The sequence below is a fragment of the Arthrobacter sp. JUb119 genome (genome assembly GCF_024807995.1).
Taxonomy (GTDB): domain Bacteria; phylum Actinomycetota; class Actinomycetes; order Actinomycetales; family Micrococcaceae; genus Glutamicibacter.
Window position 1 is genome coordinate 123,149 of record NZ_JANUFE010000006.1, and the last position, 23,251, is coordinate 146,399.

The following is a 23,251-nucleotide window of genomic DNA, read 5'->3' on the forward strand; positions in this document are numbered from 1 at the left end:
GCCGGCCACAACAGTCCATGTTCAGGAAGTTCCGCCTCCCTTTTGGAGCCTTCTAGTTGCCGCCCTGTCGGCACTGGAACTGAACTTCGCACGCCAGTGAATAGGCGGCGGTAAACGCCTATGGAATGGCTCTCAATACTTTTCGGCCTGCTGCTGATTCTCGGCACCGGCTTCTTCGTGGCCGTGGAATTCTCCCTGGTCGCCCTGGATAAAAGCACCGTGCAGCGTGCCGTAAATGACGGCGAGCGTGGCGCTAAGCCGCTGCTGCAGTGCCTCACCTCCCTCTCTACCCAGCTGTCCAGCTGCCAGCTGGGCATTACGCTGACCACGCTGCTGACCGGCTACGTGCTTGAACCCGCAATGAGCGCGCTGCTCGAGCCGTTGATGGAACAATTCGGCATTCCGGCCGCAAGCTCGCTGGCCATTGCCGTGGTGATCTCGATGGTCGTTGCCACCTTGCTTTCGATGCTGATCGGCGAACTGGTCCCGAAGAACATGGCAATTGCCCAGGCGATGAAGGTTGGCAAGCTGCTGGCCCGCCCGCAGCTGGTTTTCACCGCCATCTTCAAGCCGGCCATCATCGTGCTCAACGGCTTCTCGAATGCGGTACTGCGCAAGTTCTTCGGACTCGAAGCCAAGGAAGAAATCTCCGCGGCCCGCTCCTCGCAGGAACTGGCATCGCTGGTCCGCCGTTCGGCTCAGCTGGGCACCTTGGATGTGCAGACCGCTCGCTTCGTGGAATCCACCATTGAATTCTCCGAGCGCACCGCCGCCGACGTGATGACCCCGCGAACCTCGATGTCCACCATTGATTCCGAGGCGGCACTTTCCGAGCTGATCGAGGTCAGCGCGGACACCGGATTCTCGCGTTTCCCGGTCACCACCGGCTCCACCGATGAAATCCAAGGCATCTGCCACGTCAAGGCAATTGTCTCGGTGCCCCGCGAACGCCGCGCAGCGCTGCAGGTCGGCGAGTTCGCCCGCGACGCGCTGTACGTTCCGGAAACCATTCACCTGGATGTGCTGCTTGAGCAGTTGCGCGCCGCCGAGTTCCAGGTCGCGATCGTGATGGACGAATACGGTGGAACCGCTGGACTGGTGACCCTTGAAGACCTGGTCGAAGAAATCGTCGGCGAAGTTTCCGATGAGCACGACGAGGACGAGGAGGAAGCAGTCACCCAGCCCGACGGCAACTGGCTGTTCCCGGGCATGTACCGCCCGGACCAGATCAACGAGAACTTCGATACGGACGTCATCCCGGAAGAGTCGACCTACGAAACCATCGGCGGCTTCATGCTCGCCGAACTGGGCCGCTTGGCTGAACTCAATGACCGCGTCGCCACCGATCACGGCACCTTCACGGTGACCGAGCTCGATGGCCGCCGCATCTCGCAGGTTCGTTTCGAACCAGCAGTGCAGGAGGATGGCAATGAATGACTTCATGGGCCTGGTCTGGCTGATTGTCTTGCTGGCTGGCAATGCCTTCTTCGTTGCCGGCGAATTCGCGGTGATGAGTGCGCGTCGTTCGCAGATTGAACCCTTGGCCGACGAGGGCAATAAGCGGGCAAAGATCGCGCTGTACGCCATGGAGCATGTTTCGATCATGCTCGCGGTGTGCCAGTTGGGCATTACCGTTTGCTCGCTGCTGATCCTGAATATTTCGGAGCCGGCGATCCACCACCTGCTGGCCGAACCGCTGACCATGATCGGCATGGCCGAATCAGCTGCGGACACCGTAGCGTTCCTGATTGCCTTGATCCTGGTGACCTTCCTGCACGTGACCTTCGGCGAAATGGTGCCGAAGAACATTTCGGTTTCCGTTGCGGACAAGGCCGTGCTGCTGCTGGCCATGCCACTGGTCGGCCTGTCCAAGGTGCTCAAGCCGATTACGGCGTCGCTCAATGGCGTCGCGAACCTGGTGCTGCACGCCTTCGGTATCGAACCGAAGGATGAGGTGGCCAGCTCGTATACCGCCGCTGAAGTCCGATCGATCATCGATGCTTCATCCGAGGAAGGCGCGCTGGATGAGGACGATGCCGCACGCTTGACCAAAGCGCTGGAATTCTCCTCGGTTACCGCGCGCAGCTGCATGGTTCCGCTGGATGACCTGTTCACCTTGGAATACGGGCAGACGACCGCGCGCGCTTTCGAGAAGAAGGTCGGCAAGACCGGATTCTCGCGCATGGTGATCACCAAGAACGAGGTTCCGGTGGGCTACTGGCATGTGAAGGACGTGATGCTCATCGATGATGCCCACTCCACGCAGCCACTGCTTGATTTGCCATTGCACCCGCTGGGCCGGTTGGAGCAGGACACCGAAATCGAGGCCGCCCTGGAAGCGATGCGGCAGGAAGGCAACCACCTTTCGGCGGTTGTCGACGAGTCGGGGGCAACGCTCGGCGTGCTCTTCCTGGAGGACGTGATCGAGGTGCTGGTCGGTGAAATCACCGATACCACGCGAAAACGCGTCAACCCGCCTCGCAGCGAAAAACGGGCAAATTAGCTCAAGCTCACCCCTGAGTGCATATTGCGAATGACTCGCAACTGATACGATTGACTGCGGCACCCATTGCGGGTGCCGCAGTTTTTCGTTGCCGGCCCATCCTCAGCCAGCGCAATCCAGAAAGCAGTCAATGACAGAGACCCCCATCGTCAGGTTTGAAGACGCGCGCCTTGCCTATGGCTCCCGCGTGCTCTGGGATGAACTCAACCTATCCATAGCGGCGGGGGAGTTCCTTGCAGTTCTAGGGCCCAACGGCTCGGGCAAGACCAGCTTCATCAACACGATGCTCGGCACCACCGCGCTCAATCGAGGCAGGGTCTCGATCGCCGGGGAGGCCGTGCGCCGGGGGTCGGCTGCCGTGGGGTTGATCCCGCAGCAGCGCCCCTTCGGGGACAACGTTCCCCTGCGCGCTCGCGACCTGGTCGCACTGGGACTGGATGGAACCCGGCCCGGGATTCGCGTGGCCCGCAGGGCCGTGCGCAACAAGGTCGACGAACTGCTGGAACTGGTCGGCGCTACCGCCTACGCCAACCGTGCGGTGTCCGACCTTTCCGGAGGCGAGCAGCAGCGCCTGCGCGCAGCGCAGGCTTTGGCCAGCGATCCCCGGGTCCTGCTATGCGACGAGCCGCTGCTCTCCCTGGACCTCAATCACCAGCAGGCGATCAGCGAAGTGATTCACCGCCAGGCCGCAGAGCGCGGCAGCGCGGTAGTCTTCGTGACGCACGAGATAAACCCGATCCTGCCCTATGTCGACCGCGTCTTGTACCTGGCCGAAGGTCGCTTCCATCTGGGCAGCGTGGATGAAGTCATGCAGTCTGCGGTGCTCACCGAACTTTACGGTGCTCCGGTCGAGGTGCTGCGGGTCAATGGCCGCATCGTGGTGGTCTCGGGCGATGGCAACCGGGCATTGCCGGCCGATGGGCACGACCACGTTGAAGAAATCGATCTAGAGACCGGAAAGTAGGAGCAGGACATGGACTTTTCGGATCTCATCGAGAAGGCGTTCAACTTCCAGGATTACGGACTGCTGCTTCCGCTGGTGACCAATTCCCTGATTGCCGGTGCAGTCCTGGGCGTGGTTGGCGGTCTGATCGGCATCTTCATCATGATGCGGGACATGGCTTTCGCCGTGCACGGCATCGCTGAGCTGTCCTTTGCGGGGGCGGCCTTCGCCTTGCTCATCGGCGCCGACGTGGTGACTGGCTCGGTGTTCGGGTCCATGATCGCGGCGCTGATCCTTGGCATTCTCGGAACCCGGGCGCGGGATCGAAATTCCATCACCGGCGTGCTGATGCCTTTCGGCCTTGGCCTGGGCATCTTGTTCCTGTCGCTGTATGAAGGGCGAAGCGCCAATAAGTTTGGCCTGCTGACCGGCCAGATCGTGGCCGTGGATGACGTGCAATTGACAGGAATGCTGGTCCTTTCGGCGGTGGTAGTGATCGCGCTGCTGGTTATTTGGCGTCCGCTGACCTTCGCTTCGGTGGACCCGGTGGTTGCCAATGCCCGGGGCGTGCGCACTGCTGGCCTGTCCATCGTCTTCATGATGATCCTGGCGCTGGCTGTAGCGGTGACGATTCAAGTGGTCGGTGCCTTGCTGGTGCTGGCGCTGCTGATCACGCCCGCCGCAGCCGCCATGCGCGTGAGCTCCAATCCGGTCATCACCGTCGTGCTCTCCATCGTGTTCGCGGAACTGGCTGTCGTGGGCGGCATCCTTCTTGCCCTGGCTGGTTCCTTGCCGATCAGTCCATATGTGACCACGATTTCGTTCGTGATCTATGTGGTCTGCCGCGGAATCGAAGCGGTGCGTTCCCCTCGCCGCCACCAAGTCTAGGAGCTGCATTCGGCCAGCGCGCCCCCGCTGGTTCCGGGCCCGGTTGACTAGCAAGCAGCCGAACCTCCAAGCTGGAGCATGAGCAAAATTCCAGCCAGTGAGATCTGGCCATTGGTGCATGCCGAACGCCTGGCCCTGATCGACGATCTGGGAACTTTGGATCCGGATCAGTGGGAAGTTCCCTCCCTGTGCGATGGGTGGAGCGTCCATGACGTGGCTGCTCATTTGGCAGATAACGCGCGTGCGACTTTCTTCCGCCTGCTTGCCGGGATGGCCAAGGCCGGATTCAGCTTGGACCGCCAGAACGACAATGGCGTGGCCGCCGAGAAGGCCGCGACTCCCGATGGGACATTGCGCAGGCTCGTCGAGGTCGCGGCTTTGCGGGCCACTCCACCGGTTCCGCTTGCCAGCAGGTTGGTGGAGGAAATCGCCCATGGGGAAGACATCCGTCGTGCCGTGGGCCTGAAACGGGCCTATCCTGCAGAATCCCTGGAGCCAGCAATCAAATACCAGGCAGCGACCCCGCAGGGTGTCGGGGGTGCCAAGGAATTAGCGAGCAGGGTCCAGCTGTGCAGCGAAGACGAAGACTTCCGGCTGGGCATCGGCCCGCAGATCGCAGGACCGCGCCTTGAACTGCTGATGCTGGTTTCAGGCCGAGGCAAGCACGCTGTGGGCCTGACGGGTCCGGGGCTGGCCCTCGTGCGGTAAATTGCAGAATAGGGAGGGGCCGCGCGGCAGAACGCGCGCCGCTGCCTAGGTTTCAGTAGTTCCTGGTCCGTCGGGCCCGGTGAGCCGTTCCTTGAAATCAGCGAACCATTTCGAGTCGCGCATTAGTTGCGGGAATGGCTTGTGCATGAATCCAGTTGCCGGTGGCGCAGTGGATCGATAGGACATCGCCGAGCCCGGACAGATCATCATCGAGTGCCGATCGCGGAAAGCGGTGTACTCGTACCAGCCGTCGGCCTGCTTTGCCTTGTTGCAGGTCGCGCAACGGCCCGAGGCATTGGCCACGGTCGTCTTGCCGCCACGTGCATACTGGAGCACGTGGTCTGTTTCTTCGACCAGCCCGTCGCAGAAGGGCGTTCGGCAATGCCGATCGCGAATCCCGATGAACCTCTTGAGCTTATCCGGGAAGATCCGGGCTTTGGAATCCATCGCGATTAGTTCCTGGTCCCCGGGAGCGGTGTAGAGACGAGTTATCTCCGTCATCACTTCGATCCGCTCAATATTCTCGGGGGCGAGTTCGGCTTCCATTTCCGCGAAGGTCAGCTCGTTGGGAATCTGGTGGCCGCCAATGAGTTCCCGCGCAGTCTGCGCGGGGATGAAGCCGTAGCCTTCCAAGTAGGCCGGTTCGCGATCACCCATGAACAGCGCTCTATCGGTCATGACCAGTCCGAGCTGGACGTTGATCTTCTGCTCATTGTTTTCATCGAAGAACATGTAGCGGGCCAGCAGATCGGCCTGGATCTGGGTGCGGGTGCGGGCATCGCCCTTGCGCTTGATCCTGCATGACTGGTTTCGCAGCGTCATCTGCAATCCGGTTCCGCCAACGATAGGCAGACGGGCCTGGAGGAAGACGCACCCTGCTTCCCGATCGGTGCGGAAGCGAACGTAGCGTTGCTGGTTGGCTTCCTTCAGCTTCTTGTCTTCCCGGTCCGATGCGTACTTGATCGTGAAGCTGGTGACCGTTTCCTTGATGCGCTTGGGGCCCATGGATTCGAACATGTCTGGATTCTGCCCGTAGATCGCATCGAACTCGGTGCGGCGCAATGGCCGGACTTCCTGCAGCGGGGTGAGCATTGCGTTGATCTGCGCTTCGGTGAATTCACCACGGGAGAATGCGGCAGCGATATTCGGGGTGTCCTCGAAGAGGATGCGGCAATTGGCCAGGTAGTTCCTGGAACCGCGTTGAGTCTGCTTGCGGGCGATGGCAACGCGGCTGGCCGCTCCGCGGACCTGGTCATCGATGTTGGTGCCGCGCTCTTCATTCTCGCGCAGGACTTCCTTCTCCAACTGGTGAGCCAGGCCGGCTTGCTGATAGCGCAAGGATGAGACCAGTCCTTCGACGGACTCGATAACCCGGGCGCACGCGGCCTTGCCGCCGTGGTCATGGAACCATGACAGGTCGTTCTGCAGCTGGATCAGGTGGGATTCGAAATCCGGCTGATCTGCTGGGCGGGCTAGGCTGTTTCCTTGCGCCTTTGCTTCGAACATAGTACTAGTATACGCCCATTGCTCGAATATGTCTTCGAATGATTCAGCTGTGGATTACCGAATTCTTGGGGCGCCGAACAGTCCGCTGGACCCAGGTCCAGGCAGCGGAAAGGGCTACGAGGCAGCGGGGGCGCCAGCCTTGGCTTTGGCACGGCAGTCGGCGCAGAGGCCGTAGATTTCCACGGTGTGCTCGGGATCGGAGAAGTCGTGCTCCGCGGCAACCCGAGCGGCCCAGCGCTCGACGGAAGGGGCAAGTACCTCGACGGTTTTGGAGCAAACGCGGCAGACCAGATGATGGTGGTGGACCTCGGTGACGCACTGGCGGAAGCGGGCTTCGCCATCTCCGCTGCGCAGCACATCGACCAGGCCATCGTCGGCCATGGACTGCAGCAGGCGGTACACGGTGGCCAGCGAAACCTTTTTCTCCGAATCCTGCAGCCAACGATGCAGCTGCTGGGCGGTGGCGAAATCATCGACCTCGCCCAGTGCCTCGGTGACGGCCAGGCGCTGCTTGGTGACCCGGGTTTCTGGCTGGGACATCGACGTGCACCATTCCTTGAGTTTGTTGCGGACCGGCGATGAGCCAGCGAACTGGGCCAATCACCTGCGGTTTCCCTCAATTTTAGCCAACTTTGCGTTGCAATGCGTGTCTGGCTCTGGCATGGGCGGGGCGCTGAGCCTACGCTAAGGATATGCGCATCAAACTTAGGGGCCATTCCTGCTTGGAAGCGAGCACGATCGACGGCAAGGTCTTGCTGGATCCGGGCGGATTTTCGCAGCTTGACGACGCGTTCGACGGCATCAATGCCGTGCTGGTCACCCATGAGCATGCTGACCATGCCGACCAGCCGGCCATTGCCGCCGCGCTGGAGGCGAATTCCATCCTGGAGCTCTACGCGCCGGCCGCGCTGGCGCAGGCGATGCGCGACCAGCTGCCGCCAGCGGCCCAATCCCAGGTGGTGACGGTGCGAGCCGGGGCCGACTTCATTGTCGGCGGCATTCGCGTACGGACTTTCGGAGGCACCCACGCCACCATCCACCATTCCATTGCAGTGGTTGCCAACGTGGGCTACCTCCTGGGGGACCGCGCGGTAGGCCAGCTGGAGGTCTTCCACCCGGGCGACAGCTAACAGGTGCCGGTGGGGGCGCAGCCGGATGTGCTGCTGCTGCCGGTGATGGCCCCGTGGGGCAAGATGGCCGAGGCTGCCGACTTCGCGGTGGCCGTGGATGCGAAGTGCTGGATGCCGATCCACGACGGGCTGCTCAACGCCGACGGACTGGGGCTTTTCGATCGCCAGCTCGGCGCGATCGCCCAGCGGGCAGGATGCAGCTATGTGCGCTTGGAACCTGGAATCGAACATCATCTCGACGAGTTGCTGGGAGGCACCAACGAATGAACCCCTTGATAAGCGCCGCGCAGCTTCGCGAAATCCTGGACGCCGGGGGCCAGCCGGTGCTGCTCGATGTGCGGTGGGTCCTGGGCCGCGACGACGGGGCGCAGAGCTACGCTGCCGGGCATATCCCCGGCGCGGTGTTCGCTGACCTGGAAAAAGAGCTTTCCGGTGCGCCGGGCGAGCATACCGGCCGCCACCCGCTGCCTTTGCCGGCGGACTTCGAGCAGGCCGCGCGCGGCTGGGGCATCAACGCCCAGAGCCACGTGGTGGCGTACGACAACTCCGGAGCCCTCGCCGCGGCCCGGGCCTGGTGGCTGCTGCGCCATGCCGGATTCGACCGCGTGCAGGTGCTCGACGGCGGGCTCGGGGCCTGGACGGACGCCGGCGGAGAGCTGGCGCTGGGCTACGAGCAGGCCGCCAAGGGCAGCGTTTCGCTGTCGTGGGGCCGGATGCCGGTGGTGGAGTACGAGGAGCTGGACACCTTGCCCGGCACCCTGATCGACTCGCGGGCCACCGCGCGCTACCTGGGCATCGAGGAGCCCATCGACCCGGTGGCCGGGCATATTCCCGGTGCGCTGAACCGTCCCACCACCGACAACCTCGACGCGCAGATGCGTTTCCGGGCGCCGGAGGTGCTGCATTCCAGCTTCGTGACGCTGGGTGCCCACAGGCCGGGATCGGCCGCCTACTGCGGTTCGGGGATCACCGCGGCGCACCAGGTATTGGCCGCGGCAAGTGCCGGGATCCCGCTGGGGCTCTTCCCCGGCAGCTGGTCCGAATACTGCTCCTACCCGGATGCGCCGGTCGCTACGAGCGACGAGAAGCACCGCCACTAGAATTCAGCCATCGAGCAAGAAAGGCAGCAATGAGTACGCTGTTCACCAAGATCATCAACGGGCAGATCCCGGGCCGCTTCGTGTGGGAGGACGAAACCTGCGTGGCGTTCTTGTCCATCGGGCCGCTCTCCGACGGGCACGCACTGGTGGTTCCGCGCGAGGAAATCGACGAGTTCACCGATGCCTCCGACGAGCTGGTTGCGCACCTGACCCTGGTCGCGGCCAAGATCGGGCGCACCCAGAAGCGCGTGTTCTCCGCGCAGCGCGCGGGCCTGATGATCGCCGGATTCGAGGTGCCGCACCTGCATGTGCATGTCTGGCCGACCAACTCGCTGGCGGACTTCGACCTGTCCAATGCGGCCGATAACCCGGATCCGGTGGCCATGGACAAGAACGCGCAAGCGCTTCGCGCGGGCCTGCGCGAAGATGGCCACGGGGAATTCGTGCCCGAGGCCTAGCCGGTGCAATTCATCCGCTACCAGGGCACCGAGCCCAATCACCGCGGCGTGCACCTGGGGATTTTCGCGCTGGTCAATTCCCTGGGCCACGGCGGGAAGCTGAGCGCCGCCGAACACGCCATCTGGCGTGCGGGCAACGACTGGTACGACGCTGCCTATCCGAACCCGAGCCGCACCCATCGGGCAATCTACGATCATGCGATCAACCCCGGGGCCGTGGCGTGGTTCAAGGGCAGCGCGCAGCACCTGCTGGAGCGCGTCGAGCCGTATTTGCGGTTGCTCGACGCGCACCGGATCGGCTGGGAGAAGCTGGAAAGCAGTGCTCCGGGCACCATCATCTACGAAGATGACGTGCAGGTGATCGCCACGCCCGCAGTGCCCTAGCCCTTCACCCGGCGCATGGTCATGTGGGAGGTGACGCGGCGGACCGCCGGCAGCGCGGTCAGCTTGGGAATCAGGTCCCGGTCGTAGGCCTCGGCATCGGCCACCTGGATGCGCAGGAAGTAGTCGGGCTGGCCGTAGAGGCGGCGTATTTCGGTGACGCCGGCAACGGTGTCCACCGCCTTCTCGAATTCGTCGAGGCTGTGCTCGTTGTTCATTTCGACGTCAATGGCCACGGTAACCTCGAAGCCCCTGCCATAGGCCTTGGGATTGACGATCGCCTTGTAGCCATGGATGATTCCCTCGGCCTCCAGGCGCTGGACGCGGCGCAGGCAGGGAGCGGGGGTCAGGCCCACCCTGCGCGAGAGCTCGAGGTTGCTGATGCGGCCGTCATTTTCCAGTTCGGCAATAATTGCGCGGTCAAGATCATCCATGCATCTATTATTGCCGATCCAACCCGTCCGTTGGCTAGAATTGGCAACCATATTTGGCTTGGAATTTCCTAATATTGCTTCATGAGCGAAAAACTGGCAATTAAAGGTTCCCGGCCTTTGTCCGACGAGGGACGATGGCAGCAGATCAGGCTGGGCGCGAAAAATGTGCTTCCCGCCAGTCTGGCGGTCATGCCATTGGGCCTGGCCCTGGGCGTGCTGCTGGTGCGCTCGGGATTGCCCTGGTGGTCAGCTCCCTTGCTTGCCGGGCTGGTGTTCGCCGGTTCCCTGGAATTCCTCTTGATCGGGCTGCTTGCCGCCGTGGCGCCGCTGTCCCATATCGCCCTGACCACGCTGGTAGTCAATTTCCGCCACGTATTCTATGCGATCTCTTTCCCGCTGCACCGGGTCAAGGGCCAGGGGGCGAAGTTCTACAGCATGTTTGCGCTGACCGATGAGGCCTATGCGCTGACCCTGCAGGCCGAGCGGAAGGACTATTCCTCGACGCGGATCCTGGCCATCCAGAGCCTGTTCCATGCAAGCTGGACCACCAGCGTGCTGGGCGGATCGCTGCTGGGCGCAATGATCCCCGAATCCATCAGGGGCCTGGAATTCGCGGTGACCGCATTGTTTGCCGTGCTGGCGATCGAAGCGTTCAAGGCCTACCGCAGTGTGCCGCTGTCCATGCTGGCGCTGATCAGCGCCGTGGCGGCCAGCTGGATCGCACCGCAGAGCATGATGGTGGTAGCCATGGCGATTTTCCTGGCCGGACTTGCGGCGGCCTACCTGCTGCGACGGCGCACCGGCACCGCTCAGCAGGCCGGCGGGCAGCAGGCGGGAGAAGCAGCCGATGCCCGATAGCCTCTACCTCTTCTCGGCCATCGCGTTGAGCACCGCAGTGACCTTCGGGCTGCGCGCCTTGCCCTTCGCCTTCATCGCCAAGTTGCGCAGCAACGCGTTCATCAACTACCTGGCGCTGCGCATGCCCTTGGGAATCATGGTGGTGCTGGTTGCTTCCACGGTGCCTGCCGGCATTGCGGATCCGGCCGTGGCGTGGCCGGTGGCCACCGCCCTGGCTTCCACCGTGGTGCTGCACCTGCTCAAGTCCAATGCGGTGCTCAGCGTGCTGGGCGGCACCGCCGTCTACGTTGGGATCCTCAGCTGGCCGCTATAGCTGCGCCAGCGAATCCTTGATCGCCTTGCGGATGCGCTTTTCGCTGACCGAATAGGCGGTGCCCAGCTCTTGGGCGAACAGCGAAATGCGCATTTCCTCCAGCATCCACTTCACCTGGGCCAAGTCCGCCGGCACCCGGGCTCCGGGCGGAACCCGATCCAGGGCGGTATCGTATTCGTCTTCCAGCTTCTGGATCACGACCAGGGCCGGGGAATCACGGGTGACCGCACCTGCGCGCAGCTTCTCCAAGCGCTTCTCGATGCCCTGCACATAGCGCGGCAGGCGCATCAGGTTCGCTGCCCCGGTGGCCGCGATGAAGCCCGGATAGATCAGCTGCTCGAGCTGGGAGCGGATATCGGTGACTGCCGCGAACATCGCCAGGGAGTTGGTGCTCTTCAGATCCTTGTTGATCCGGGTCGAGGAGCCGAAGACCTTCGCCACGATCGCGGTAATCGTGAAGACCGTGTCGATCTGCTCGGCGCGCACCGTCTCGAACAGCGCCTCGAATTCGGCGCGGTTCATCGGCAGCTTCTCGGGCACCAGCTGGTCTACCGCGGCCATGGTGCAATCGGCAATCAGCTTCTCGATGGACCCGTGCGGGTTCTGCGTGAACACCAGCTTCTCAGCGTTCTTCAGGTGCGAAATCACGAACTTCCCGGCAGGCGGCAAGCGCAGCATCAGCAACCGGATGACACCGGTGCGGTGCGCCGCATCGCGCTCGGCCTGGGTGCGGAAAACACTCAGGTCGACCTTTTCGCCGGTGTCCATCAGCCCCGGATAGGCGGTGATCTGCTGGCCCATCACCGTGGTGGTGACCTTGGCAGGCAGCGTATCGCCCAGGGTTTCGCCTGATGATTCCAGCTGCGGCCAATGATCCAGCGACTTCTGGTCCCAGGCGCCGGTGGCCGCCGCTGCGGTGGCCGCGGCGCCCTTCTTCTTGGACTGCGCCTTCGACGCGGCCGCAGGCCTGCCAGGCACCCCCGGCTTGCCGGTGGCGACACCGGGGGAGTTGACCCCGCTGGCCAGCGCGGCGCGGTTGGCCGCGGCGAACTTGTACTGCAAGGCGGCCAGGTCATCGCCGCTGCCCAGCGCCTTCCCCGAAGCATCGGTGACGGTGAAGCCGAAGCGCAGGTGCGCGGGCAGCGTGGAGAAATCGAATACCGAAGGCTCGATGACCATGCCGCGCAGCCGGCGCAGCACCAGCGCCAGGGATTCGGCCAGGTCATCGGTGGCAGGATCGAAGTCCGCCTCCAGCATGGCCAGCGCCTTGGCCGCCACATCCGGGGCAGGCACGAAGTTCTTGCGGATGGCCTTGGGCATCGAACGGATCAGCGCGGTGAGCAGCTCGTGGCGCAACCCCGGAATCAGCCAGGCGAAGCGCGCGGGATCCAGCTGGTTCAAGAACACCACCGGGACGGTGAGCGACACGCCATCGCCTTCTCCCGGGGCGGCCGCCGGGTTGTACTCGTAGGACAGCGGCAAGTGGATGCTGCCCAGCTGCCAGGTGGTGGGGAACGCGGCCTCGTCAACCGCATCGGACTCGGCCAGCAGCGCCTCGGGGTCGAAGTCCAGCAGCGAGGGATCGGTGGCGCGGGCCTTCTTCCACCAGCGGTCGAAGTGGCGCTCCGAGTAGACCTCGGCGCCCACCCGGGCATCGTAGAAGGCGAACAGGTCCTCATCGGAAATGCGCAGGTCATGGCGGCGCATGCGGGTTTCGAGCTCTTCGACTTCTTCGAGCAGCGCCCGGTTCTTGGCGAAGAACTTATGGTGGGTGCGCCAATCGCCCTCCACCAGCGCGTGGCGGATGAACAGCTCGCGAGCCAGGTCCTTATCCACCCGCCAGTAGTGGAACTGGCGGCGCGGGATGATCGGCAGGCCGAAAAGCGTGACCTTCTCGTAGCCCATGACCGAACCGGTGCGCTTGGACCAGTGCGGCTCGGAGTGGGTGCGCTTGAGCAGGTGCGGAGCCAGCTCTTCCACCCATTCGGGGGAGATGGCCGCGTTGGTGCGGGCCCACAGCCGCGAGGTTTCCACCAGCTCGGCGGACATCACCCAGGTCGGGGACTTCTTGAACAGGCCCGAGCCGGGGAAGATCGCAAAACGGGTGCCGCGCGCGCCCAGGTAGTCGCGCTTGCGCTCATCGTAGAGCCCGATGTGCCCCAGCAGGCCCGACAGCAGCGACTTGTGCACCTGGTCCTCATTGGCCGCCGGGTCGATCGGGGCGGCCGCCATGGTGATGCCCAGCGGCTTGGCCAGCTGGCGCAGCTGGGTGAACAGGTCCTGCCACTCGCGCACGCGCAGGTAGTTGATGAACTCGTTCTTGCACAGCCGGCGGAAAGCGGAGGAGGACAGGTCCTTCTGCTGCTCCTGCAGGTAGGCCCACAAATTCAGCAATGCAATGAAGTCGGACTTGTCATCGGCGAAGCGCTTATGCAGCTCCACCGCACGATCACGCTGCCCGGTTTCCTCGCTGGGACGCTCGCGCGGATCCTGGATGCTCAGCCCGGCAGCCAGCACCATCACTTCCTTGGCGACCCCGCGCTGTGCGGACTCGACGATCATCCGGCCCAAGCGCACATCCAGCGGCAGCACCGCCAGCGCCCTGCCGGTTTCGGTCAGCTTCGCGGCCTTGTCCTGCTCCAGTGCACCGAGCTCGCGCAGCAGGTTCACGCCATCGGTGATGGCCTTGGCTTCGGGCGGCTGGACGAACGGGAAGCTGGCCACCTCGGCGGCCGAAGCGACCACGCCCATGGAGATCATCTGCAGGATCACGCTGGCCAGGTTGGTGCGCAGGATTTCCGGGTCGGTGAATTCGGGACGCGCCTCGTAGTCGGGCTCCGAGTACAAGCGGATGGCGATGCCCTCCGACACGCGGCCGCAACGTCCCGAACGCTGGTTGGCGCTGGCCTGGGAGACGCGCTCGATGGGCAGGCGCTGCACCTTGGTGCGGTGCGAGTAGCGCGAAATGCGGGCGGTGCCGGTATCGATCACGTACTTGATGCCCGGCACCGTCAGCGAGGTCTCGGCGACGTTGGTGGCCAGGATGATGCGCGGGGCGCCACCGGGGTGGAAGACCCGGTGCTGCTCGGCCAGCGACAGCCGGGCGAACAGCGGGAGCACCTCATAGCGCGGCAGGCGCTTATTGGCGGTGACCATGGCGCGCAAGGCTTCGGCCGCGTCGCGGATTTCGCGCTCGCCGGAGAAGAAGATCAGGATGTCCCCGGGCGCTTCGCCGCTCAGTTCCTTGACCGCGTCGGTGACCGCATCCAGTGGGTCGCGTTCTTCCTCCAGCGTGTTCTCCGCGGCCTCGTCCGCGTCGACATCGAGCTCGGCCTGCAGCGGGCGGTAGCGCAATTCGACGGGGAAGGTGCGCCCGGAAACCTCCAGGATCGGGGCAGGCTCGACGCCGCCGCCGGGCAGCGGCTTGCCGAAGTGCTCGGCGAAGCGCTGCGGGTCGATGGTGGCGGAGGTGATGATGATCTTCAGCTCGGGGCGCTTGGGCATGATCTGCTTGAGGTAGCCCAGCAGGAAATCGATGTTCAGGCTGCGCTCGTGGGCCTCGTCGATGATGATCGCCGAGTATTTCTTGAGCAGCTTGTCGCGCTTGATCTCGGCTAGCAGGATGCCGTCGGTCATCACCTTCAGCTTGGTCTTGCGCGAAACCTCGCCGGTGAAGCGCACGTGGAAGCCGACTTCCTCGCCGATTTCGGTGCCCATTTCCTCGGCGATGCGCTCGGCCACGGTGCGCGCGGCCAGGCGGCGCGGCTGGGTGTGCCCGATCATGCCCTTCTCGGCCAGGCCGAGCTCGATGAGCATCTTGGGAAGCTGGGTGGTCTTGCCCGAACCGGTTTCGCCGGCGATTACCACGACCTGGTTTTCGCGGACCGCGGCGAGGATGTCCTCGCGGCGGGCTGAAACGGGAAGGGCTTCGGGATACGTAATGCTGAGCGCCATGATGTTCCCATTCTATTCGCGCCACGCATTTTCGTGGTGGCCGCCGGGCCGAAGCCCGATTCGGGGCAGGAAATGTGCTCCCGGACGCATTGCTCCATGAGTCAAATTTTCAGATTGTCCAAGCAATTGTCGACAAGTTCGGGCCGGTAAATACAAAACTTCCAGATTCTGCTTCCCGGCGGAGCATTTGTGTCCACAAGAATCCGTATCAAGAGGCAAACGTCTAGGAATCGACCTTGATTGTAGGCAAGGTGAGGTCGTTCACATGTAAGATCGGGGGTAATCATCGATGTGATGCCTGGACGGTTCCCGCATGCTGCGCACCAGTTGCGCTTCATAACCAGGCTTCCGCGCTATCGGTGGGAATCACTCGCAAGGGAACTTTGAAAGGAACTTCAATGAAGAGCTTCACCGCCATGAAATTCGCTGCCATCGCAGCAGCTGGCGCACTGGCCCTGACCGCCTGCGGCGGCAGTGGCGAGCAGGGCACCGCGGAGGGCGGTGACGAGGCCGTCAAGATCGGCATCTCCCAGTTCGTCTCGCACCCTTCGCTGGACGCAGTGGTCACCGGCTTCAAGGCAGGCATGGAAGAAGCCGGCTACACCGGCGAGAAGATCAGCTACGACGAGAACAACGCCGAAACCGATCAGGCTACCAACACCTCGATTGCCGGCAAGCTCGCCGCTGATTCGGATATCGACCTGGTGCTGGCAATTGCTACCCCATCGGCCCAGGCTGCGGCGCAGGCGATTACCAAGGTTCCGGTGCTCTTCTCCGCTGTGACCGACCCGGTTGATGCCAAGCTGGTCGCCTCCAATGAAGCTCCGGGCGCGAATGTCACCGGCACGTCGGACATGAACCCGGTCGACGAGCAGCTGCAGTTGCTCAAGGACCTGGTGCCCGATGCCAAGAAGGTCGGCATTGTCTACTCCTCGGGTGAAGCCAACTCCGCAGTCCAGGTGAAGATGGCCAAGGAAGCAGCCAAGGGCCTGGGTCTGACCATTGAAGAAGCCGCAGTCTCGGCGTCCAGCGAAGTCCAGCAGGCCGCCAGCTCGCTGGATGTCGACGCGTACTACGTTCCGACTGACAACGCTGTCGTTTCCGCCCTGGAAGGCCTGCTGCAGGTTGCCGAGAAGAACGGCGTGCCGGTCATTTCGGCTGACGGCGAGTCCGTCAAGCGCGGCGCTACCGCAACCTACGGCATCAACTACGAGAAGCTGGGCGCGCAGACCGCTGCCATGGCCGTGAAGCTGCTCAAGGGCGAGGCCGAGCCGGCAACCCTGCCGGTGGAGACCATCTCCGAGGTCGATCTCTACCTGAATGAAGATGCCGCCAAGAAGGCAGGCATCGAATTCACCGACGAGATGAAGTCCGAAGCCGTAGAGGTCTACTAAGCCCCGGCAACAACTTACCGACGCAAGGCGAGGCGCATAACCTGGTGCCTCGCCTTTCGTCGTGATTACCTGCAAAACTTACAACTCAAGGATCCACACATGATCACAGCGGTTGAACTCGGCCTGATTTACGCCATCATGGCGCTCGGGGTGTACCTGACCTTCCGTATCCTGGACTTTCCCGACCTGACTGTCGACGGCAGCTTCACCACCGGTGCCGCCGTCGCCTCGGTGGGCATCGTGAACGGGATGAATCCCTGGCTGGCCACCGTGCTGGCCTTCTTCGCCGGCATGGTTGCCGGTGTCATTACCGGCCTGCTGCATACCAAGGGCAAGATCGACGGCCTGCTCGCCGGCATCCTGACCATGATCGCGCTGTACTCGATCAACCTGCGCATCATGGGCAAGGCCAACACCCCCTTGCTGGGGGAGGAGACCCTGATCAGCCCGATGCGCGTCTCGGGCCTGCTCGGCTCCTGGGCGTCGGTGGCCATCCTCTTTGCCGTCTGCCTGGTCTTCGTGGCAGCGATCGTCTGGTTCCTGCACACCGAGCTGGGCATGGCCATGCGGGCCACCGGCGACAACCAGGAAATGATCCGTTCCTTCGGCGTGAGCACCGACAACCAGAAGATCCTGGGCCTGGCGCTGTCCAACGGCCTGGTGGCGCTGTCCGGAGCGGTCATCGCCCAGTACCAGGGCTTCGCCGATATCGGCATGGGCATCGGCCTGATCCTGATCGGCCTGGCCTCGGTCATCGTCGGCCAGGCGATCTTCACCCAGCGCTACATCTGGCTGGCCGCCATCGCGGTGGTCTTCGGCGCAGTGATCTACCGCCTGGTGATCCAGATGGCCCTGTCGGCAGGCCTGGAGGTCAACGACATGAAGCTGATCTCCGCGGTCCTCGTCGTCGTCGCCCTGCTGCTGCCGAAGTGGAAGGGCTTCCAGAAGATCATCAAGAACTTCAAGCGCACCCCAGCAGAAGTTGAAACCAAGGAAGAGGTTCGCACCAATGCTTGAAATCAAGAATCTGTCGCGCACGTTCTTCCCGGGAACTGTCAACGAGCGCAAGGCGCTGCGCAACATCAACCTGAACCTGTCCGACGGTGAATTCGTCACCGTCATCGGCTCCAACGGCGCCGGCAAGTCCACCGTGCTGAATATGGTTGCAGGCAAGCTGCAGCCCGATGCCGGTTCGGTGTCCATCGCGGGGAAGAACGTCACCAGGATGGCCGACTACACCCGCGCCAAGTACATCGGCCGGGTATTCCAGGACCCGATGGCCGGCACTGCGCCGACCATGTCCATCGAGGAGAACATGGCGCTGGCCTACGCCCGCGGCCGTTTCCGCGGCCTGGGCCTGGGCGTAGGCTCCAAGCGGCGCGAGCTGTTCGTCGAGGAACTCAAGAGCCTGGAACTCGGTTTGGAAGGCCGCTTGAAGACCAAGGTGGGCCTGCTCTCGGGCGGCCAGCGCCAGGCGCTGAGCTTGCTGATGGCCACCTTCTCCAAGCCCAAGATCCTGCTGCTCGATGAGCACACCGCGGCCCTGGATCCGCAGCGTGCCGCGCTGGTCTCGCGCCTGACCAAGGAAATTGTCGAACGCCACCAGCTGACCACGTTGATGGTGACGCACAATATGGAACAGGCGTTGCAGCTGGGCACCCGGCTGATCATGATGCACGACGGGCAGATCATCCTGGACCTGGACCAGGAAGAGAAGTCCAAGATGACCGTCAAGGGCCTGCTGGAGGAATTCAGCAAGATCAAGGGCGCACAGCTCGATGACAAGACCATGCTGCAGTAGCAGCTGGCCAGTATCCGTGCAGGCTCCGCACCCGATGGGTGCGGGGCCTGTCGGGTTTAAGTCAGCGGTTTGCGCAGGCGGTGCTCGACGCGTCCCGAGCTCCGGTCGATGACTTGCTGTCCTGTCCATTGGTACCCGCAACGGCGATAGAGCGCCTCGGCACATGCATTGCTGGCGATAAGCAGACTGGACATGGCTGGGGCAGTGACCAGCAGGATGGATCAGTTCTACACCTGTCGGCCTGCCTGCGCTGTCAAGATCCTAGTTCACGAGGTACGGCATGCTAGAAGACTCGATTTCTGCCGTTTCAACTGCTAGCTCATGAGAGAGCGCGACATGCGCGGCCGCAGCTCTGGCATCGTAGGTGGCATTAATGGGTTTACTCATGCAGCTGATCTTCGATACTCAATATGAATTTGAGAAATATTCATGCAGTTAAAGATGCATTGCTATAAACCTGCCTAGGATTAACACCTTCTGCGAAACGAATGGTGGACTATTGAGAACCCGTAGCGCGTACATAGCTGCAGCGACAGGAGTCGTCGGTCTGGCTCTCATCACTGGATTGCTGTCGGGTTGCTCTTTGACTGGGAAATACTCCGATGAAACCTGCGATGGCCACAAACCCGTCAGCTCGTTAGAGCAGGCGGGCACGGAATTGGTAGTTGCTGCGTATGCTGGCGATCGCACTGGAGTTTGCCGGGTTACTTCGCCATTTCCAGGAGGAAACTTGGATGACGAGATGGTCAGCCAGACTCGGCAGATTCTAGAGAACCACGGCATTACACCTGAAAATGTGTCGGTCGTGGTTGGAGAGCAGTTTGGAAGCGCAGTATCCGTTCACCTGACTGACGGTAACCAGTATGCTCGGCACTCACTGTGGGTCGGTGGCCATAGTATCCGTGAGGAAGGATTCACTATAGGGCTACCGGAGGAACTGTATCCTGCTGCGCCCGAGCATCCGGCATCCCAGTCATCCACGGTTGATCCCTAAGCTTTGCAATTCTAGTGATTCAGGATTCTTGGCATCCGGGTATCTCGTAAGCGCGATACAAAGCGAAATTTCCCCGGCTATTGTTCTAAGTGGAGCTTTGGTTCCCTCTCGGCAATGCCGGTTAGGCTTTCGCCGAATCATTAGCGCGGACAGTCAGCTGCCGCGCGATGTCTTTAGGCTTTTCGCCTAGTGTCCAAATGAAACATCGGAAACGCCTGTTTATTCTTCATTCGTGGCATAAACAGTGACCCAGACTCCCACCGGCACTTTGAATTCGAGCTGTACCTCATTGGTGTTGATTTGATGTGCCGGGGTAGAAAGGCTCGTATATATTTCTGAATTCGAATCGCAACCACTCGCACCGGTTTTTGATCCACCTAGCAGGATAATCTCCCAAGGGGACGTTGCATCACATGAAATTATGAAGCCAACTGAATCAAATCCTCCGGGAAGATCCCCGAGGCGCAGAGTGGTCGAGCCCACGGAATGAGTTTCATTGAGAATCTTGAAGGAGTCTTCGCTCTGGGCGAGGAATTCGGCATGCTTCTTTAGGGGATCTGGCGATTCCGAGGTGCTGCCCGACGTATCTGACGAAGGAATCTCTCCAAGCGCTGTCTCAGGGGAAGTCGAAGGGCTGCATGAAGACAGTGCCAAAGCAATCACAGAAGCAAGTGAAATGATTCCAAAGAGGCGTTTCGTCATGTGTCAAGATTATCTTTTAGCGGGATAAAATCAAGAGTTCATGAGAGTACTTCGATTTCCCGCGTTTTCGCTCGGGTAGTTTGCCGAGGAACTCTTGAATGGTAGCGATGCGAATTCAGTGTCGAGTGGATGGAGTATCGCTCTTTCCATCAAGCGGTGGGCAGTTAGCGGCCGCGGGCAATTTGATGCGGGTATCGCCATCTCGGATTGGTGACGAGCCCGGTCCATGCCGGCAGTAGTTCCCGAATAGGCCGGTCGGGTCGACTCCGAGATCCCCTATGTGCAGTTCTGGATTTGAAGCAAGGTCGCCGAGCGGTCCCAGAGTTGCTTCGCTAGTACCTCATCATGGATCAGCGGGTTGACCTTCGATGCGATCTTTCCCGACTCGTAGTAGGCGCCCGGTTCGAATTGCACGCCAGGCTTCGCCTCCGCAAGCCAGACGAGCTGGTCGGCACCCTTGGTCGAGTCGACCGTGAAGAAGCGCCTAAGCGGACCGTGGTAAAGGAACTTCAATAACCCCTTGGAGTCCGAGGCGAAACTGGTGCCAACGATCCCGGGGTGGAACGCCACGGCGTTAATCCCGGAACCGCCAAAGCGCCGCTGTAATTCCGAGGTGAACAGAATGTTCGCCAACTTTGCATTGCCGTAGGCGGCCCTCGGTGAGTAGCTGTTTTCGCCCTGTAGGTCCGCAATGTCGAATTTGGCCATGAGACGCGCAGCCATGCTGGCGGTCTGAATGACCGTGGCACCCGAATCGATTAGTCGTTGCAACAACAGATTCGTGAGCAGGAAGGGCGCTAGATGATTGACTTGGAAAGTCTTTTCGAATCCATCCACGGTCAGTTCGCGCTCTGCCTTGATCCCGCCGGCATTATTAGCCAGCACATCAATTCGGGGATACTTCTGGAGCAACTGCGTGGCCAGGCCGCGTACCTGTGCGAGCTGGCTGAAGTCTGCCACGAAATAGCTGGCGCCTAGCTCATGGGCGATGGCCTGGGTTTTGGTTTGCGACCGACCGACAACGACAATCTGGTGCCCCTGTCGTGACAGTTCTCGGGCCGATGCGGCCCCGATCCCGTCGCTGGCTCCGGTAATGAGAATGGTTTTTTTCATGGTGCCCTTAAGCGCTTGTTGGTTTATCCGAGTTTAGGGCCTAGCCGAAGCTAAAGGTTGTGGCGACGGGGAAGCTGCCAGAAAATGCTGACAGGAGATTGTTCGCGGCCTCGCGCGAGCTGCGGCGTGAGAAGAAGAGCGAAAAAAAGCAGGCCCTGGTAACCAGGACCTGCAATTTAGGTGGTGCCCCTGAAAGGAATCGAACCTTCGGCCTTCTGCTCCGGAGGCAGACGCTCTATCCACTGAGCTACAGAGGCGTGTTGCTGGGCAACAGGAAAAATACTATCAGGTCGTCACTTGATCTGCGCAATTCCAGCACCTTGGCACGCATGTGTTGCAAAAGTCACCGGGTCGGGCCAGTCTCACAGTCGATGCAAGTCATGAATGCTGAAGAAGCACGGCAATTGCCGGTATTCTTGAACGGTGACTCCTGAAGAACTCTCCGCAGCAATATCCGCATGCCTCACCGAAGCCGTAGCCGCCGGCGAAATCTCCGTCGAGGTGCCAGAGACCGTACGCGTGGACCGCCCGAAAAGCCGTGAACACGGCGACTGGGCAACCAACATCGCGCTGCAGCTGGGCAAGAAGGCCGGCATGGCCCCGCGCGACTTCGCCCAGATCCTGGCCACCCGACTTGCTTCGGTCCCAGGAGTCGGCGCCGTGGACATCGCAGGTCCCGGCTTCCTGAACATCACCCTCGAAGCCGGCGCTGCCGGCGAGCTGGCCCGCACCATCGTCGAGGCGGGTTCCGCCTACGGCAGCAACGAGGCCCTGGCCGGCCACGTGGTCAACATGGAATTCGTTTCCGCGAACCCCACCGGCCCGCTGCACATCGGCCACACCCGCTGGGCCGCGCTGGGAGATGCCATCTCCCGCGTGCTGCGCGCTTCGGGCGCTTCGGTGACCAGCGAGTACTACATCAACGATGCCGGCAACCAGATGAACGTCTTCGCCCGTTCGGTGTACAACCGCATCCACGGCCTGCCAGTGCCAGAGGGCGGCTACCCGGGCGAATACATCAAGGAACTGGGCGACGCCGTCCTGGCCCAAGCCCCGCAGCTGCGCGAGCTGGACGAAGCAGAAGCAATTCCTGCCCTGCGCGACGCCGCCTACAAGGCGCAGCTCGAAGACATCAAGTCCACCCTGGCCGACTTCGGCGTCAGCTTCGACGTGTTCTTCTCCGAAACCACCTTGCATGAGGGCGGTGCGGTGGCTGACGCCGTGGCCCGCCTGCGCGAACAGGGCCACATCTTCGATCTGGAGGGCGCGGTTTGGCTGCGCACTACCGACTTCGGCGATGACAAGGACCGCGTGCTGATCCGCGCCAACGGCGAGCCGACCTACTTCGCCGCCGATGCCGCCTACTACCTGTCCAAGAAGGACCGCGGCTTCGAAGAGAAGATCTACCTGCTGGGCGCCGACCATCACGGCTACGTCAACCGCCTGAAGGCGATCGCCGCCTGCGCGGGAGATGACAAGGACAAGAACATCGAGGTGCTGATCGGCCAGCTGATCTCCGTCAACGGAGCCAAGCTGTCCAAGCGCGCGGGCAACATCATCGAGCTGCGCGATTTGATCAACTGGATCGGCGCCGACGCGCTGCGCTACTCGCTGGCCCGTTTCCCGGCTGATTCGCCGATCGCGCTGGACCCCGAGCAGCTGAAGAAGAACACCAATGACAACCCGGTGTTCTACGTCCAGTACGCCCATGCCCGTTCGTGCGCCGCGGCCCGCAATGCCGCCGCCAAGGGCGTGACCCGTGACGGCTTCGATGCCGCGCTGCTGACCGACCCGACCGAAAACGAGCTGCTGGCCGTGCTCGGCCAGTTCCCGTCGGTGGTTGCCGGTGCCGCGGAATTCCGCGAACCGCACCGCATTGCCCGTTACCTGGAGCAGGTCGCCGGCGCCTACCACTCGTGGTACGCCGCAACCCGCATCACCCCGGTGGGCGAAGGCGAAGCGGTCGCGCCGGTGCACGGCACCCGGCTGTGGCTGAACGACGCCGCCACCACCGTTTTGGCAAATGGATTGGAACTGCTGGGCGTTTCCGCCCCAGAGAGGATGTAAGACC

At 62.2% G+C, this 23,251-nt stretch carries 23 protein-coding genes and 1 tRNA gene; 16 read left to right on the forward strand and 8 right to left on the reverse strand.

The genetic code is table 11. The features are described from left to right. Positions 1–120: 120 nt before the first annotated feature. From M2368_RS15580 to M2368_RS15600, 5 genes are all read left to right on the forward strand, one after another. Positions 121–1,437: a hemolysin family protein gene (locus M2368_RS15580; RefSeq protein ID WP_498724688.1), complete on the forward strand. Its 1,317-nt coding sequence runs from the start codon at positions 121–123 to the stop codon at positions 1,435–1,437. Continuing rightward, the gene (locus M2368_RS15585) at positions 1,430–2,503 is read left to right on the forward strand and encodes a hemolysin family protein (protein ID WP_166650811.1); all 1,074 of its coding nucleotides are present in this window, start codon (positions 1,430–1,432) and stop codon (positions 2,501–2,503) included. Before M2368_RS15580 ends, M2368_RS15585 begins: the two co-directional genes overlap by 8 nt. A 130-nt stretch (positions 2,504–2,633) precedes the next feature. Next, positions 2,634–3,467 carry a metal ABC transporter ATP-binding protein gene (locus M2368_RS15590; RefSeq protein ID WP_105662569.1) on the forward strand — a complete coding sequence of 278 codons (834 nt, stop codon included), beginning with the start codon at positions 2,634–2,636 and terminating at the stop codon, positions 3,465–3,467. A gap of 9 nt (positions 3,468–3,476) precedes the next feature. Continuing rightward, positions 3,477–4,334: a metal ABC transporter permease gene (locus M2368_RS15595; protein ID WP_105658383.1), complete on the forward strand. Its 858-nt coding sequence runs from the start codon at positions 3,477–3,479 to the stop codon at positions 4,332–4,334. Between the two features lie 78 nt (positions 4,335–4,412). Beyond that, positions 4,413–5,042 carry a maleylpyruvate isomerase family mycothiol-dependent enzyme gene (locus M2368_RS15600; RefSeq protein WP_133834480.1) on the forward strand — a complete coding sequence of 210 codons (630 nt, stop codon included), beginning with the start codon at positions 4,413–4,415 and terminating at the stop codon, positions 5,040–5,042. A gap of 45 nt (positions 5,043–5,087) precedes the next feature. Here the strand turns inward: M2368_RS15600 and M2368_RS15605 are convergent, their stop codons facing one another. Beyond that, positions 5,088–6,548 (reverse strand): HNH endonuclease, encoded by a 1,461-nt coding sequence (locus tag M2368_RS15605; protein ID WP_498724689.1) that lies wholly within the window; start codon positions 6,546–6,548, stop codon positions 5,088–5,090. Positions 6,549–6,662: 114 nt separating this feature from the next. Beyond that, positions 6,663–7,088 carry a Fur family transcriptional regulator gene (locus M2368_RS15610; RefSeq protein WP_105658386.1) on the reverse strand — a complete coding sequence of 142 codons (426 nt, stop codon included), beginning with the start codon at positions 7,086–7,088 and terminating at the stop codon, positions 6,663–6,665. A 152-nt stretch (positions 7,089–7,240) separates the two neighbouring features. On the opposite strand from M2368_RS15610, the gene M2368_RS15615 reads away from it, so the two are divergent. Genes M2368_RS15615 through M2368_RS15635 form a run of 5 tightly spaced genes read left to right on the forward strand, consistent with a single transcriptional unit; the run spans position 7,241 to position 9,620 of the window. Continuing rightward, positions 7,241–7,678, forward strand: coding sequence for an MBL fold metallo-hydrolase (locus M2368_RS15615; RefSeq protein ID WP_498724690.1), 438 nt, complete (start codon positions 7,241–7,243; stop codon positions 7,676–7,678). Positions 7,679–7,687: 9 nt separating this feature from the next. Continuing rightward, complete coding sequence (locus M2368_RS15620; RefSeq protein WP_498724691.1) at positions 7,688–7,945, forward strand: hypothetical protein; 258 nt, start codon at positions 7,688–7,690, stop codon at positions 7,943–7,945. Continuing rightward, complete coding sequence (locus M2368_RS15625) at positions 7,942–8,778, forward strand: sulfurtransferase (RefSeq protein WP_105658388.1); 837 nt, start codon at positions 7,942–7,944, stop codon at positions 8,776–8,778. Before M2368_RS15620 ends, M2368_RS15625 begins: the two co-directional genes overlap by 4 nt. Before the next feature lie 29 nt (positions 8,779–8,807). Continuing rightward, positions 8,808–9,236 (forward strand): HIT family protein, encoded by a 429-nt coding sequence (locus M2368_RS15630; protein WP_105662573.1) that lies wholly within the window; start codon positions 8,808–8,810, stop codon positions 9,234–9,236. Positions 9,237–9,239: 3 nt separating this feature from the next. Continuing rightward, positions 9,240–9,620: a hypothetical protein gene (locus tag M2368_RS15635; RefSeq protein ID WP_498724692.1), complete on the forward strand. Its 381-nt coding sequence runs from the start codon at positions 9,240–9,242 to the stop codon at positions 9,618–9,620. Here the strand turns inward: M2368_RS15635 and M2368_RS15640 are convergent. Further along, entirely contained in the window at positions 9,617–10,051 is a 435-nt protein-coding gene (locus tag M2368_RS15640; protein ID WP_105658391.1) for an Lrp/AsnC family transcriptional regulator, read from the reverse strand. The two genes, M2368_RS15635 and M2368_RS15640, sit on opposite strands and share 4 nt — an antisense overlap. Positions 10,052–10,132: 81 nt before the next feature. On the opposite strand from M2368_RS15640, the gene M2368_RS15645 reads away from it, so the two are divergent. Continuing rightward, entirely contained in the window at positions 10,133–10,909 is a 777-nt protein-coding gene (locus M2368_RS15645; RefSeq protein WP_105658392.1) for an AzlC family ABC transporter permease, read from the forward strand. Then, the gene (locus tag M2368_RS15650; protein ID WP_332504321.1) at positions 10,899–11,222 is read left to right on the forward strand and encodes a branched-chain amino acid transporter permease; all 324 of its coding nucleotides are present in this window, start codon (positions 10,899–10,901) and stop codon (positions 11,220–11,222) included. Before M2368_RS15645 ends, M2368_RS15650 begins: the two co-directional genes overlap by 11 nt. Here M2368_RS15650 and hrpA read toward each other — a convergent pair. Then, positions 11,217–15,176 carry an ATP-dependent RNA helicase HrpA gene (hrpA, locus tag M2368_RS15655; protein WP_498724693.1) on the reverse strand — a complete coding sequence of 1,320 codons (3,960 nt, stop codon included), beginning with the start codon at positions 15,174–15,176 and terminating at the stop codon, positions 11,217–11,219. The two genes, M2368_RS15650 and hrpA, sit on opposite strands and share 6 nt — an antisense overlap. Positions 15,177–15,574: 398 nt before the next feature. On the opposite strand from hrpA, the gene M2368_RS15660 reads away from it, so the two are divergent. The 3 genes from M2368_RS15660 (at position 15,575) to M2368_RS15670 (ending at position 18,371) form a co-directional block, all read left to right on the forward strand. After that, the gene (locus M2368_RS15660) at positions 15,575–16,570 is read left to right on the forward strand and encodes an ABC transporter substrate-binding protein (protein WP_105658395.1); all 996 of its coding nucleotides are present in this window, start codon (positions 15,575–15,577) and stop codon (positions 16,568–16,570) included. A 99-nt stretch (positions 16,571–16,669) separates the two neighbouring features. Further along, positions 16,670–17,587, forward strand: a complete 918-nt coding sequence (locus M2368_RS15665; protein WP_133834475.1) for an ABC transporter permease — start codon at positions 16,670–16,672, stop codon at positions 17,585–17,587. Beyond that, entirely contained in the window at positions 17,580–18,371 is a 792-nt protein-coding gene (locus tag M2368_RS15670; protein ID WP_133834474.1) for an ABC transporter ATP-binding protein, read from the forward strand. The genes M2368_RS15665 and M2368_RS15670 overlap by 8 nt, the downstream gene beginning before the upstream one ends. Positions 18,372–18,632: 261 nt before the next feature. Here the strand turns inward: M2368_RS15670 and M2368_RS15675 are convergent, their stop codons facing one another. The 4 genes from M2368_RS15675 to M2368_RS15690 all read right to left on the reverse strand — a co-directional run bounded on the left by M2368_RS15675 (position 18,633) and on the right by M2368_RS15690 (position 21,437). Beyond that, complete coding sequence (locus tag M2368_RS15675) at positions 18,633–18,758, reverse strand: hypothetical protein (RefSeq protein WP_286134315.1); 126 nt, start codon at positions 18,756–18,758, stop codon at positions 18,633–18,635. Between the two features lie 826 nt (positions 18,759–19,584). Then, positions 19,585–20,067, reverse strand: coding sequence for a hypothetical protein (locus tag M2368_RS15680; RefSeq protein WP_146112314.1), 483 nt, complete (start codon positions 20,065–20,067; stop codon positions 19,585–19,587). 276 nt (positions 20,068–20,343) lie between these two features. Further along, positions 20,344–21,180: an SDR family NAD(P)-dependent oxidoreductase gene (locus M2368_RS15685; protein WP_332487232.1), complete on the reverse strand. Its 837-nt coding sequence runs from the start codon at positions 21,178–21,180 to the stop codon at positions 20,344–20,346. A 181-nt stretch (positions 21,181–21,361) separates the two neighbouring features. Further along, positions 21,362–21,437: transfer RNA gene (locus M2368_RS15690), tRNA-Arg, on the reverse strand. A 166-nt stretch (positions 21,438–21,603) separates the two neighbouring features. Here M2368_RS15690 and argS point away from each other — a divergent pair. Next, positions 21,604–23,247 (forward strand): arginine--tRNA ligase, encoded by a 1,644-nt coding sequence (gene argS / locus M2368_RS15695; protein WP_105658399.1) that lies wholly within the window; start codon positions 21,604–21,606, stop codon positions 23,245–23,247. Positions 23,248–23,251 lie beyond the last annotated feature (4 nt).

Bases quoted from the DNA above. Each gene is read 5' to 3' on its own strand.
- M2368_RS15580 (WP_498724688.1), top strand. From the start codon at position 121: ATGGAATGGCTCTCAATACTTTTCGGCCTGCTGCTGATTCTCGGCACC.
- M2368_RS15585 (WP_166650811.1), top strand. From the start codon at position 1,430: ATGAATGACTTCATGGGCCTGGTCTGGCTGATTGTCTTGCTGGCTGGC.
- M2368_RS15590 (WP_105662569.1), top strand. From the start codon at position 2,634: ATGACAGAGACCCCCATCGTCAGGTTTGAAGACGCGCGCCTTGCCTAT.
- M2368_RS15595 (WP_105658383.1), top strand. From the start codon at position 3,477: ATGGACTTTTCGGATCTCATCGAGAAGGCGTTCAACTTCCAGGATTAC.
- M2368_RS15600 (WP_133834480.1), top strand. From the start codon at position 4,413: ATGAGCAAAATTCCAGCCAGTGAGATCTGGCCATTGGTGCATGCCGAA.
- M2368_RS15605 (WP_498724689.1), bottom strand. From the start codon at position 6,548: ATGTTCGAAGCAAAGGCGCAAGGAAACAGCCTAGCCCGCCCAGCAGAT.
- M2368_RS15610 (WP_105658386.1), bottom strand. From the start codon at position 7,088: ATGTCCCAGCCAGAAACCCGGGTCACCAAGCAGCGCCTGGCCGTCACC.
- M2368_RS15615 (WP_498724690.1), top strand. From the start codon at position 7,241: ATGCGCATCAAACTTAGGGGCCATTCCTGCTTGGAAGCGAGCACGATC.
- M2368_RS15625 (WP_105658388.1), top strand. From the start codon at position 7,942: ATGAACCCCTTGATAAGCGCCGCGCAGCTTCGCGAAATCCTGGACGCC.
- M2368_RS15630 (WP_105662573.1), top strand. From the start codon at position 8,808: ATGAGTACGCTGTTCACCAAGATCATCAACGGGCAGATCCCGGGCCGC.
- M2368_RS15640 (WP_105658391.1), bottom strand. From the start codon at position 10,051: ATGGATGATCTTGACCGCGCAATTATTGCCGAACTGGAAAATGACGGC.
- M2368_RS15645 (WP_105658392.1), top strand. From the start codon at position 10,133: ATGAGCGAAAAACTGGCAATTAAAGGTTCCCGGCCTTTGTCCGACGAG.
- M2368_RS15650 (WP_332504321.1), top strand. From the start codon at position 10,899: ATGCCCGATAGCCTCTACCTCTTCTCGGCCATCGCGTTGAGCACCGCA.
- hrpA (WP_498724693.1), bottom strand. From the start codon at position 15,176: ATGGCGCTCAGCATTACGTATCCCGAAGCCCTTCCCGTTTCAGCCCGC.
- M2368_RS15660 (WP_105658395.1), top strand. From the start codon at position 15,575: ATGAAGAGCTTCACCGCCATGAAATTCGCTGCCATCGCAGCAGCTGGC.
- M2368_RS15665 (WP_133834475.1), top strand. From the start codon at position 16,670: ATGATCACAGCGGTTGAACTCGGCCTGATTTACGCCATCATGGCGCTC.
- M2368_RS15670 (WP_133834474.1), top strand. From the start codon at position 17,580: ATGCTTGAAATCAAGAATCTGTCGCGCACGTTCTTCCCGGGAACTGTC.
- M2368_RS15675 (WP_286134315.1), bottom strand. From the start codon at position 18,758: ATGAGTAAACCCATTAATGCCACCTACGATGCCAGAGCTGCGGCCGCG.
- M2368_RS15680 (WP_146112314.1), bottom strand. From the start codon at position 20,067: ATGACGAAACGCCTCTTTGGAATCATTTCACTTGCTTCTGTGATTGCT.
- M2368_RS15685 (WP_332487232.1), bottom strand. From the start codon at position 21,180: ATGAAAAAAACCATTCTCATTACCGGAGCCAGCGACGGGATCGGGGCC.